This is a genomic window from Paenibacillus sp. FW507-14B1B, from assembly GCF_058781425.1.
Genome location: NZ_JBYSWS010000001.1, coordinates 540,006 through 552,519, shown reverse-complemented (window position 1 = coordinate 552,519; position 12,514 = coordinate 540,006). Strand labels below are relative to the sequence as shown.

Annotated in this window: 9 protein-coding genes; 7 read left to right on the top strand and 2 right to left on the bottom strand. The window is 42.2% G+C overall.

Translation table 11 applies throughout. The features are described 5' to 3' along the window. Positions 1-79 precede the first annotated feature (79 nt). Positions 80-3,235 carry a chondroitinase family polysaccharide lyase gene (locus AC3WJJ_RS02425; protein WP_492537681.1) on the top strand — a complete coding sequence of 1,052 codons (3,156 nt, stop codon included), beginning with the start codon at positions 80-82 and terminating at the stop codon, positions 3,233-3,235. A 57-nt stretch (positions 3,236-3,292) separates the two neighbouring features. Here AC3WJJ_RS02425 and AC3WJJ_RS02420 read toward each other — a convergent pair whose 3' ends face one another. Together AC3WJJ_RS02420 and AC3WJJ_RS02415 are read right to left on the bottom strand one after the other, a co-directional pair. Then, positions 3,293-3,976, bottom strand: a complete 684-nt coding sequence (locus AC3WJJ_RS02420) for a response regulator (protein WP_492537679.1) — start codon at positions 3,974-3,976, stop codon at positions 3,293-3,295. Between the two features lie 37 nt (positions 3,977-4,013). After that, on the bottom strand, positions 4,014-5,201 hold the full coding sequence (locus tag AC3WJJ_RS02415) for a sensor histidine kinase (RefSeq protein WP_492537677.1): 1,188 nt from the start codon (positions 5,199-5,201) through the stop codon (positions 4,014-4,016). Between the two features lie 434 nt (positions 5,202-5,635). Here AC3WJJ_RS02415 and AC3WJJ_RS02410 point away from each other — a divergent pair, with 434 nt between their 5' ends. The 6 genes from AC3WJJ_RS02410 (at position 5,636) to AC3WJJ_RS02385 (ending at position 12,281) form a co-directional block, all read left to right on the top strand. Then, complete coding sequence (locus AC3WJJ_RS02410) at positions 5,636-6,919, top strand: ABC transporter substrate-binding protein (RefSeq protein ID WP_492537675.1); 1,284 nt, start codon at positions 5,636-5,638, stop codon at positions 6,917-6,919. A gap of 75 nt (positions 6,920-6,994) precedes the next feature. After that, on the top strand, positions 6,995-7,894 hold the full coding sequence (locus AC3WJJ_RS02405) for a carbohydrate ABC transporter permease (RefSeq protein ID WP_492537673.1): 900 nt from the start codon (positions 6,995-6,997) through the stop codon (positions 7,892-7,894). 36 nt (positions 7,895-7,930) lie between these two features. Next, positions 7,931-8,800, top strand: coding sequence for a carbohydrate ABC transporter permease (locus AC3WJJ_RS02400; protein ID WP_492537672.1), 870 nt, complete (start codon positions 7,931-7,933; stop codon positions 8,798-8,800). 15 nt (positions 8,801-8,815) lie between these two features. Next, positions 8,816-10,243 carry a sulfatase family protein gene (locus tag AC3WJJ_RS02395; RefSeq protein WP_492537670.1) on the top strand — a complete coding sequence of 476 codons (1,428 nt, stop codon included), beginning with the start codon at positions 8,816-8,818 and terminating at the stop codon, positions 10,241-10,243. A gap of 1 nt (position 10,244) precedes the next feature. Further along, positions 10,245-11,444: a glycoside hydrolase family 88 protein gene (locus tag AC3WJJ_RS02390; protein WP_492537668.1), complete on the top strand. Its 1,200-nt coding sequence runs from the start codon at positions 10,245-10,247 to the stop codon at positions 11,442-11,444. 210 nt (positions 11,445-11,654) lie between these two features. Next, positions 11,655-12,281 (top strand): BTB/POZ domain-containing protein, encoded by a 627-nt coding sequence (locus AC3WJJ_RS02385; protein ID WP_492537666.1) that lies wholly within the window; start codon positions 11,655-11,657, stop codon positions 12,279-12,281. Positions 12,282-12,514 lie beyond the last annotated feature (233 nt).

Here is a 12,514-nt window from a genome sequence, read left to right as displayed (position 1 = left end):
TTATGTTTTGCTTGTTTAGCCTTAGAATATATTTGTAAGCGTTATCATATTGACTTTCAAATAAGAAAGGAGAGAAATAATGAGGAAACATTTAACCATTATGACGTTATCAGCGGTTTTGACGGTTCCTGTGGCCATGACGTCATCTGTAACTTTTGCCTCCGAAGGGACCGATCATTCAGCTCTCACATTCGTGGGTGAGCAGGATCTTGCTACCCGCGCCTCACAGCTTGAGAAAGAAGCAAGAGCCATGGGAATCCCTCTGTTTTTATTTGAAAGTAATGTACCTAAGACATTTAAAGCGGAAAAGAGCGATTCCATTGAACTGGATGCCAGACACTCTAAGGACGGTACTCACTCATTAAAATGGAATTATACGAATGGTTCCAAACTCATTGTGAACGAGAAAATAGGGTTTTCTCCGTATATCTCTAATAATCAAGACCAATCGATTAGCAGTTTTGTTGTCTGGGTATATAACGAAAATCCGGTGAACGATACAGTCACTTTCCAATTTGGCAGAGGGAATCAGAAGGAAAGCTGGTTTGAAATGAACTTAGACTTTTCAGGCTGGAGAGCAGCGTGGGTTTCTTTTGAGCGTGATATGAATGGAACTCCGCATCCGAATATGAATCGAATGACAGTTATCGCTCCAGAATCGAATTCTGGGACATTATATTTTGACTCCATGATGTTATCTACTCGAATTGACCCTCGTCATCACACGCCAGATCAACAAATTCCATTCGTGAATCCAGGCGTAACGGAAGCCGCAAATGCTCATTGGCTCAGTCTATTGGATTATTCCAAACTGCCCCCTCCAGATCCGTCAGCCGAATTAAATGAAACAGCATTAAGTGGTATCCGTAATATTGAATCAAAATTCACTGAATTCATCTTCAAAAAAGCAAAAGTAACCGAGGCTTTACTATCAGATATTCGGAGCAAGTATGCTGCTTTTGGTATCACACGTGACGATAACGGAATTCATGGTGCTTCCTTATTTATGCCCCACTTTGACCATGTTCCAGATTCTTTAAAGCCATCCTTTAAGGAACTAAGCAATACGGCAGACCTTCGCGCCTACACCGATTTAATGAATGTCGTAGCTAACACATATCTTTCAACAGAAGATTTAACGATTAGATCCGAACTGAAATCAATGTACATTAATTTAGCCGATCATTTAGCCGACCAGGGTTGGGCTTATGGAAGTGGTCAAGGTACGATGCACCATCTGGGCTATAATGTTCGAGGATTTTATTCTTCAGCCTTTTTGATGAGGGATGTGCTAAAGGAAGCCGGCATATTGGATCGCACTCAAAAAACGTTGTTTTGGCTGAGCGGGGCAGGAAGAATGTATACACCTAAAGATGGTGTTGTCGGCAATATTGACATTTTTAATACGACATTAAATGGGATGCTAGCTAGTATTCTAGTCCAAGAGGACTCAAAGGAAAAGATTAGGGATATGGAGAGTTTTACCTCTTGGCTTTCTCAAGGACTTCTTCCCGCTAAAGGACTAGAAGCCGCATTTAAGAAAGACGGATCAGCGTATCATCATGCGAATCATTACCCTGCATATGCAAAAGACGCCTTTAATGGCGTGACTCCTATACTTTATGTATTATCTGGTACACCATATCGTGTAACGGAGGAAGCTCATGAAACGTTGAAAAAAGCACTGCTGGCGATGCGCCTGTATTCTAATAAAACACAGTGGCTTATCTCCGTAGCCGGACGTCATCCTGATGGCCAAGGAGCATTGGCTTTACCTCCATACCGCTATATGGCGCTCGCGGGATCCCCTAACGGGAAAGACTCGATCGATCGTGATTTGGCTGCAGCTTATTTGAGGATCGTGAATCAAGAAGATGCAACCGCCCGGCAGTTTAAACAGATGGGAATTGAAGCCGAAGCTGACCCGAGTGGATTCTGGACAATGAATTATGCCAATCTAGGGATTCATAGAAGGGATGGGTGGCTTGTTGGAGTAAAAGGCTACAGCCGTTATCTATGGAATAATGAAACGTACCAAGATGCGAATCTATATGGACGCTATATGTCATATGGACAAATGCAAATTATGAGTTCCTATAATCATCGAGATAGTGGGTATGTACAGGAAGGGTGGGATTGGAATCGCTGGCCGGGAACGACCACCATCCATCTGCCGTTTGACAAATTGCGCTCTGATGTCAGAAATGTAGACCGTTTCAGTGGTTTTGAGGAGATGCTGATTTCGGATGAAACCTACTCAGGAAGCTTAAGCCTTCAGGGTCAGAATGGCATGTTCGCGATGAAGCTTCATGAGCATCCTAAATATGACGGAACCCACAGAGCACGGAAATCCTATTTCTTTTTTGATGATCGAATTGTAGCTCTTGGTTCCGATATTGAGAACGAAAACACATCCTATCCTACCGAAACGACATTGTTTCAAAATTACATGGAAGCAGAATCAGAACCAGTGTGGATGTCCGATACAGGAGCAATTACGGAATTCCCGTATAAACAACAACTCGCTCTTACACAAGATGCTTGGGTAATGGATAATAAAGCAAATGGTTATTATGTACCAGCAGGACAGACGATTTCCTTATCACGCTCGGAGCAGCAATCCAAACATCAGAAGGATGGTACGGATACGGCAGGGAACTTCGCAACAGCATGGATTGATCATGGAAAAGCCCCCAAAGAAGGCACCTATCAATATGCTGTTTTGGTGGACACCACGGAACAGAAGATGAAGGAGTTTGCTAGCTCAATGGAATCTGCGGATCAAGCACCGTATGTTGTTCTGCAGCAGAATCGGATGGGGCACATTGTACATGACCGGGATAGTGGGATAACCGGGTACGCTTTATTTGAACCCAATGATTCAATCAATCAAGGAATTGTGCGTGCGGTGGATACCCCCTCTATGGTCATGACTCGAAGGGATGGCGAAAAATTAGTATTAAGCGCGGTTGACCCAGATCTCCGATTGTATGAAGGGACAGAGGCAGATCAGTATGATGAGCAAGGCGTGCAGAAGGAGGTGAGTATTTACTCTCGGACTTGGCTCCGCTCAGATAGCATCATGCGTCCGATGAAATTGACGATTGAAGGGGAGTGGACTTTGGGATCGCTCGATTCTCGAATTCGAATTCTTTCAGCAGATGAAGGCCGCACTGTACTGGAGATGGATTGTAAAGATGCGGAGCCGCTTGAGGTGGTTCTGTTACCGAAATAATGAGATAAAAAAAGAAAGGCGTTACGATTCGCCTTTCTTTTTCACTGTTGTATCTGATTAGGAAATCTCCTCAATCAAATCAAATAATCGAAGTTCGTTGACTTCAGTGATGATGTCTTTGGTGCTGTCTTTATCAAACTTTTTCAACAAGCCACTGATTTGCTTTTTGATCGTTTCCACTTCGACGGCACGGATTTCAGCAATTTCTTTTCGTTTCAGCCCACTGCAGAGCAGCTTCAATACTTCGAGCTCGGACTGTGTTAGGTTGGCAATAATCTTAAAGAAATAAGTAAGTTGATCTTCTGACTTTTTGATTCGGGCAAATTCGTGTCTAATCTTCTCCGCTATAATCGGGCGGATCGGCGATTGATTGTTTGCAGCCGAATAGATTGCCTCGATAATTTCTTCTTTCGGTGCTGATTTCATCAGATAATCGACGATGCCCGTCTGAAAGGCTGCGAACACAATATTATTATCCTGATGGACCGTCAGCATGATGATCTTGGTGTCCGGTAAAATCTTATGTATCTCTGAAGCGGCTCTAATTCCAGCCATTTGACTCTCCATTTCAATGTCCATCAAAACGATATCCGGTTTCTTCACTGCGGCATAGGCAACCGCTTCGTACCCGCTCTTGGCTGAACCGGCGAGTGTCAGATTGTCCACACTATTGATGATTCTTTCCAGCCGCCTACGATGGGCTTCCATATCATCTGAAATAAGAATATGAATGTTCCCCAAATGAATACCTCCCCTGAAAGAATATCGGTGGTATATTTTATACCCTCTTCACCAATGGCAATAGAATATCAAACTGCGTAAATTCCCCTAATGCACTTGTAACTTCAATTTTCCCTCCATGCCCGGTCACTACCTTATGACAGAAGGACAATCCAATGCCCCAGTTCGTAATGCTAGGTTTGGTGGAGAAAAATGGGGTGAAGATGTCATCTGCATTCTCTGCTTCAATACCAGGGCCATTATCCCGAATTGTAATCGTGCCCCATTGATCAACTTGATTTAGCCTTACCGTGATTGTGCCAGCGGTATCTCCTAATGCTTCTACAGCGTTCTTAAGAATGTTATAGATCGCTTCATTCATCTGTTCTTCATCGATGTGGACAAGGATGTTTGATTCCGTTTTTTCTAAGTGAATTTCAGTTTTTGATAGCTTAGAAGAAAACCGCTGAATCGCTTTTTCAACCGGTTGCTCTAACGGAACGGGCTTCATTTTCAAAGTGATTTCCTTCAGCTTTTCATTCGCTTGATTAATACTATTAAACGATTGCTCACATGATTCACTAATTAATTTAAGGCTGTACATCGCATCTTCATCATCCGCTAATTTTTCTTGAAGATATTCCGATTCGGAACGAATCGCAAGCAGATGGTTCTTGATGGCATGAGTAAATGCCCGAACCCCTAACGAGGCCGTATCGATCTTTTTCTTCGTCATGAGATTGGTATTTGAATAACGAGCTTCATTTGCTTTGTATTTAAAAATACTATAGTTCATGATGGCGATAGCAATAGCGGCAATTAGCGGAAAAAAACGATATTCCGTTAAAAATAAGTTAATTGGAGGCTGTAAGTAATTGATGAAGCTTTTACTAAATGTAGTTCTGACGAAATTGGATGGAGCCCAGTAAAAAATGAATAAATGCAAAAATGTTATGGGCAGCAAACAAATCATCATGTAGAGTACATGGTCTCGAATGGACCGTAGTTTGTAATAACGGATGTAATAGTAAATGAATAATGCCAGACTGATGATGAGATAAGAATAATTCAATATTTGAAAAAACGTATCTCCAATGTGACTAAACTGCTGATACAGGAGCGTAAGGCGCTCGGTTTCGAAAGCTAAATCCTGAAAATAAAGGTGGATGCTCGGATCGTAGAAAAGAAACTGAATTACACTGACCGCAGCAAGACCCATGTACACAAACCGCAATTTGGCATTCATGATCAGGTTTCTAATAAACGATATCGAAAAACTTATATACGAAAAATAAAACAGAATAATCCCCAAATTGAATAAACGGATTAAGGTATGTGTATCAAAATTTTGCAGAACGAGACGGCTCCAAGTCCCAGGACCCAGTTCAATAAATTGATTTACGATGTAGTAATAGTAATTAAATTTAGATAAATAGAGGGTGAAAGAAATATACGCCAAAATCCACCCAATCGTTAACGTACATAGGAAGAAGACGGACCTGCTGTTCAAGTTCTTATAAATAAAAAAGATTAGGATAACCATGAATATTAAACATAAGAAAATCATGAATGTGACACCTCATATAGGAAAAGAGGGGGTAAAAACATTCTACTTATTCCCACAAATGAAAACCCTTACAATGATTATATAACAAACGAATATAAAAAGGGGGACAACACATGAAAAAGGGATTTCGTTTATTTTCTCTACTTATATTATCGCTGAGCATCATCGCTGGCTGTTCCGAGAATGGGAATGCTGGGAATCCAAAAGAAACCGATGGACCCGTTCATTTGAAGATGGCTGTTTTTCCAGCTGATGAAGCGGTGTTTAAGAAAGGTTATGAAGCATTTAAACAGGATCATCCGAATATAGACATCACCTTTGAAACGTTTCCGCAGCAGCAATATTATGAGAAAATCCGGATGCAGCTTTCCGGTGGTGAAGGCTATGATCTATTTACTGGGCAGATGGACCAAATGATTGACACGGGGATTTTGGCTCCACTAGATGACTATATCAAGGACAGCAGCATGGATGTTACGGGATATGGCTCAATGTATGAGTCTTATAAGTATGAAGGAAAAGTATTAAGCCTGCCGTTTCGTAAATCCAATTGGATGCTGTATTACAACAAAAACCTTTTTGACGAAAAAGGGGTAGAGTACCCTAGCGATGATATGACTTGGAGTGAATTCCGTGAATTAGCGAAGAAAATGACTAGTGGCAGCGGGGAAAATAAAGTATATGGTGCCTATCTGCAGCAATGGCCGTCAACCTGGTATATGAGTGCAGTTCAACAAGGCGCTTCTGTGATTGATAAAGATTTAACTCCTTTTAAAGATGCTCTTCAATTAAGATTCGATCTCGAACAAGACGGTTCGATCATGAAGTGGTCTGAACAGGTAACAACGGGTGCCCACTATAATGCGGCTTTCCAAAAAGGAAATATTGCGATGAGTATGATTGGAGACTGGCATGTGGCTCAGCTTCGTCAAGGTGAAAAGGAAGGTGCGATGAAGTTTGACTGGGACGTAGTTCCGATTCCTCATCCTGAGGGAGTGGCCAAGAATACCTCATTAGCGTTGCCTGTTACGATCATGATGAATAAAAAAACAAAGCATGCCAAAGAAGCGTTTGAATTCCTGAAATACATGTCTGGCAAACAAGGGGCAGAGCTTCTTGCATCCGAAGGCTATTTAACGGGTTACATGGATAAAGATGTGAAGGCAAGTTACCTTGGTGATGGCACGAAAAAGCCTAAAAGTCTTCATTATTTTTTAGAAACAAAAGAATATCCGGAATACCCGATGCTTCCAGGCGTTAAGAACATCGTTGTTGAACAAATCTTCAAGCAAGAAGGAGAGCTTGCTCTTATTGGACAGCGCTCCGTGGATGATGCGATTCAAGAAATCGCCAAACGTGTCAAGAATGAGTGGGCGAGTAAGTACGGAGAAAAGTAATGAAGAAATGGGGGCGCTGCTCTGATTTATCTTAACAGCAGTGCCCTATTTTTGAAGAAAGGATGATATAAAGGCATGAAACCCGGCAAAACAAAGAAGTCAACCACCATACGGCGAAATCGGATCACAGCTTATACCTTTCTTCTTCCAAATATAATCGGCTTCCTGTTATTTATCTTGGTTCCTGTGATCGCTTCCTTTTTCATGAGCTTTACTTCATGGAATGGGTTTGGAAGTATTGAGTTTATTGGTTTAGATAATTACGTTCAATTATTGAAGGATGAAAACTTCAAAATTTCCTTTCTGAATAGCATTCTGTTCATGGTCATTTCTGTTCCTGTAACTTTATTTCTATCCGTATTAATCGCAGTCATCCTCAATCAAGGTGTGCGTTTCGTAAAGGTGTTCCGTACCGCGGTATTTCTGCCTTATGTGACAGCGACGATTGCTGTTGCTGCCGTGTGGCAATTGATTTTCAATCCAACAATGGGTCCGATCAATGGCATGTTAATGAAATTAGGAATCGATCAGCCACCCGGCTGGCTGTCTTCCCCGAGCTGGGCGTTAATCTCGGTTTCGATCGTTTATATTTGGCACTCTATCGGCTATTACATGGTGTTATTTCTAGCAGGACTGCAAAATATACCGGATTACTTGTATGAAGCGGCTGATCTGGATGGAGCAGGGCCGATTTCAAAGTTCTTCAAAATTACCTTGCCCATGTTGTCTCCGGTGCTCTTCTTTACCACAATTATAGGCGTTATTAATTCGTTTAAAGTATTTGATCTCATCTACGTTCTGACCGGAGGCGGTCCTGGACGTTCCACTCATGTACTTGTCTACGACATTTACAATAGTGCATTTAAACAATTCGAATACGGGTACGCATCAGCGATGGCATATGTATTATTCCTGCTCATTCTGCTGATCTCGATCATTCAATTTATGGGTCAGAAAAAATGGGTGAACTATTAAGAACAGCACACAGCCTGAAAGGAGTGGATATATGTCATGAATGTGGCTCCCGAAGCTTCCGTTCACACCTCTAGAGTGAAGAGGAGGAAGAGAACTTCCTCCGGACAAGTTATCAAGTATGTTGTCATTATTATCGTTTCGTTAATGATGGTCCTTCCCTTTGTTTGGATGTTGTCTGCTTCATTAAAAGCAGAAACAGAGATTTTCGGCTTTCCGATTAAGTGGATTCCTGAGTCCTTCCGCTGGGACAACTACAGTGAAGTTTGGACATCGGTCCCATTTCATTTGTATTACTTGAATACGATAAAGATTGCTGTAATTACGACGATTCTGGTGATTATGAATAGTTCCCTTGCGGGTTATGCGTTTGCAAAAATTAAATTTCCTGAGAGTAATCGAGTGTTTTTCATATATGTTGCAACAATGATGATTCCTTATCAGGTCATGATGATTCCGCAGTTTATGCTGATGAATAAGCTGGAATTGGTGAACTCGCACTGGGCATTGATTATTCTGGGGACATTCAACCCCTTTGGTGTTTTCTTGTTCCGCCAATTTTTCTTATCCATTCCTGATGAGTTGTTAGAGGCTGCTAGGATTGATGGTCTGAGTGAGTTCGGTATTTATTGGCGGATTATCATGCCACTCTCAAGACCGGCAATTGCGTCTCTTGTTATTTTTTCATTCATGCACTCTTGGAATGATTTCTTGGGGCCATTAATTTATCTGACGTCGGACCGTCTGTATACGCTGCAGTTAGGAATCCAGCATTTTATTACCGAATATAACACGGAATATGCCTTGTTAATGGCTGCTGCCGTTTCGGCGATTGTACCGACAATTCTCGTTTATTTCTTAGCTCAAGATCATTTTATCAAGGGTGTGGCCAATACTGGAATCAAGTGATGAGGGGGCGTAAGCATGGACAATCAACAGAAGCCGAATCTCCTTTATATATTTGCTGATCAATGGCGTCGTCAAGCTGTAGGGTATGAAGGGGAAGATCCAGTTCTAACGCCGAACATCGATGCTTTTGCTCATGAAGCCGCTATTGTGGCCAATGCGCTCACCTGTTCTCCATTATGTTCTCCACACCGTGCATCTCTCTTGACGGGCAAATACCCGATAAGTACGGGGGTATACACCAATTGTAAGGTAGGAGCAGATGTGATGCTGAGTTCTGATGAAATCTGCATCAGCGATGTGCTTGCCAAGAGCGGTTATCAGACAGGGTATATCGGGAAGTGGCATCTTGATTTACCGGAACGGAACGTGACAGATGAGCCGTTATCTGGTGCAGCAGACTGGGATGCCTACACACCACCCGGGCCCAAACGACACGGTTTTGAATACTGGTATTCCTATGGTGCATGGGATGAGCATCTCAGCCCGCATTATTGGAAGGATAGCCCGGAGAAAATTAACGTTCAGCAATGGTCAGCCGAGCATGAAACCGATCAGGCGATTCATTTTATTCAGAACCGGAATCGTGAGCAGCCGTTCGCCTTATTTGTATCCTGGAATCCACCGCACAGCCCATTTGATCAGGTTCCAGAGAAATACAAGAAGATGTATGACCGGAATCAAATTGTTTTAAGAGAAAATGTCTCAGCATCTTCTTTCTCCGTCCATACTGGGGAATCGATTGAGGGCGGAATCGAAGAATTAAAAGATAAACAGTTGAACTATTTCGCTGCGGTATCTGGAATCGATGACCAGTTTGGGAGACTTCTACATGTATTAAAGAAAGAAGGACTCGATTCGAATACGATTGTGGTTTTGACCTCAGATCATGGCGAAATGATGGGTTCACACGGTTTGATGGCAAAACACGTCTGGTATGAGGAATCCATTGGTGTTCCGTTCTGTATCCGTTGGCCCAATGTGATTCCTGAAATGCGAACAGACCTTTTGCTAAATACGGTTGATATCATGCCAACCCTGCTTCGATTGCTGGATTTGGAGATTCCGATGTCAGTCGAAGGAACGGATTTATCCGATTTTCTGTTAAACCGTGAGAAGGGTGGCCCAGAGGAAGCATTTATCAGCGCTTATCCGGGTAGAAAGGAAGTCATAGAAGCATTTCAAGAGGCTGGTGTAGATAACCGAGAATATGGCTGGCGGGCGATTCGTACTCATGATTATACCTATGTCCTTCACCATGGATACGCACCTGGAGACAAGTTAGTGCGTTATCTTTATGATCTGAGAACAGACCCATATCAGCTTAAGCCGGAGCGGATTGAGCACATCTCCGAACACCTGCTGGCGAGAGAGCTTGAGATCAAGTTGCAGCATAGGTTGAAAGAAATGAAGGACCCAATCATTACAAGGTTAGAGGTGATGTGATATGACGATAAGTATCCAGGAAGTACGTAAAGAAGAGATAAAGAATCTTGCACGTTATGCAAGTGCACCGGCCGTTGACCGAGCTTTTGTAGAAAAGGCTATTGACCATGTGCTGGCGAAAATCGATCAAAATCTAGACGTGTTCACTGAGAAATTTCCAGATTCGAGTAGTGTAAACCTTGTATATAAAGCGATTGATAATGTGGAATGGACGACCAGCTTTTGGACCGGCATGCTGTGGCTTGCATATGAATACACGGGAGACGAGAAGTACAGGGAAGTTGCAGAGAGACAGGTGGGAAGCTTTAAAGAACGGATTGAAAAGCGCATTGAGGTTGACCATCATGACCTTGGTTTTCTGTATTCACTTAGTTGTGTAAGCGCTTATAAACTGACGGGAAGTGAAGAAGCAAAAGCCATAGCCCTGAAGGCTGCTGATTTGTTAATTACACGATATTACGAAAAAGCCGGAATCATCCAAGCTTGGGGCGATCTTAATGATCCGAAGCAGCGTGGCCGGATGATTATTGATTGCAATATGAACTTGCCGCTGCTGTATTGGGCAACTGAAGTAACCGGAAAAGCACACTATCGTCAAATTGCCGAAGCGCATATTAAACAAGCAACCAAGTATATTGTTCGGGAAGATGCATCAACTTTTCATACGTATTACATGGATCCTGTAACCGGGGCACCCTTATTCGGGAACACTCACCAAGGTTATTCGGATGACTCCTGCTGGGCACGTGGGCAGGCTTGGGGGATATATGGCTTCCCGCTTAGTTATCACTATACGAGTGATTGGAGTTTAGTAGAGTTAGCGAAGAAACTGACCAACTATTATTTAAATCGCTTGCCCGAGGATGAGATTTGTTATTGGGATCTAATATTTACGGACGGTGAGGAAGAGCGGGACAGTTCAGCAGCCGCCATTGCGGTCTGTGGAATGCTCGAAATCGCAAAGCATTTGCCGTTAACGGACCCAGATAAACATGTCTATGAAAATGCAGCACTAACGATGATTCAGTCGTTGTATGAAAATTACCGGACGGGTATCAACAGTGATGCCAACGGCATTTTAAAGCATGCAGTCTATTATAAAGGCGGCGGACGTGGTGTCGATGAGAGCTGCATTTGGGGAGACTATTACTATTTTGAAGCATTAATACGATTGGCGAAGGATTGGAAGATGTACTGGTGAGAGTGGTTTCGAGGAAGTATGGTTACTGTTTTCGTATTTCAACTGAAAACGATGATTAATAGAAAAAGGAGCAGTTGTCGCAAGACACGAACTGTTCCTTTTTTTGTTTACTAAAATTGAAATAACAGGATGTAACTTTCACCTTGTATTAAGTGTTAAAGATATAAAGTTAATACGTATGTTAGATGTGAAATAAAAGGAGTGGATAAAGTGAGGATGTATACAAGCAACATTAAAAGATTAAAGGGTGTGGTTTTTATTGTATGTGTAGTGAGCGGTATACTGTGGTATCAAAGTTCATTGGCTATGGACACCGATGATCAAATACCAGAAACACCACTTAACTATCTTGTGAACGAAAACGGGAAGACCTACGGAGTTGTTCATGAAGACATTTCAGATGAATCAGATGAATCATTACCTGACTACATATATGCTGGGAACATAAATAACATTTCAGGATATGTGTTGAAATCAGATTATCTGGGTGAATTTAGTCGCAATGTCCCAGTATACGATGTAGATGGTGTAAACATTATAGGTTCTATTCATTATGGTGCTAAGAATATGATCTTCCCTAAAAATAATAACGGACAGACTTACGGTTCTTCTGCCGATGCTTCTTCCCCGGAAATGGAACCTGAGTTAATTAGCGCAGTAGGTATCGATGGCACTAAAGGATATGTGTTGAAAAAAGACTTAGATGGTGAGAGACCAAAGTCACCCGAAGAAGCCATTGCGATACAGAACAGCAGACCACCAGGTGGTGTCGATATTCCTCTGTACGATGTTGACGGGGAAACTGTCATTGGTGTGTTTCATATGGGGGGACAGTAATAGACTCTTTTGCAGACAAGCAATGGAATTTTGTTTCGAATGCTGAAATGTTCACGACAGTTCTGTTCTAGGAAGTTAACGGGGGAACTCATATTATCATTGTGACACGTTTCGCAACTAACGAACAATTGGAACATGCAGAAGCCTGTCATTATGGCACCAGATGTGCTGTCGAAGACTGTGATTGATTTCGAGTAATCGTAATTGATGTAACGTGCGCTGCTTGCTTTGAT

Bases quoted from the DNA above. Each gene is read 5' to 3' on its own strand.
- AC3WJJ_RS02395 (WP_492537670.1), top strand. From the start codon at position 8,816: ATGGACAATCAACAGAAGCCGAATCTCCTTTATATATTTGCTGATCAA.
- AC3WJJ_RS02415 (WP_492537677.1), bottom strand. From the start codon at position 5,201: ATGAATGCCAAATTGCGGTTTGTGTACATGGGTCTTGCTGCGGTCAGT.
- AC3WJJ_RS02405 (WP_492537673.1), top strand. From the start codon at position 6,995: ATGAAACCCGGCAAAACAAAGAAGTCAACCACCATACGGCGAAATCGG.
- AC3WJJ_RS02410 (WP_492537675.1), top strand. From the start codon at position 5,636: ATGAAAAAGGGATTTCGTTTATTTTCTCTACTTATATTATCGCTGAGC.
- AC3WJJ_RS02390 (WP_492537668.1), top strand. From the start codon at position 10,245: ATGACGATAAGTATCCAGGAAGTACGTAAAGAAGAGATAAAGAATCTT.
- AC3WJJ_RS02400 (WP_492537672.1), top strand. From the start codon at position 7,931: ATGAATGTGGCTCCCGAAGCTTCCGTTCACACCTCTAGAGTGAAGAGG.
- AC3WJJ_RS02425 (WP_492537681.1), top strand. From the start codon at position 80: ATGAGGAAACATTTAACCATTATGACGTTATCAGCGGTTTTGACGGTT.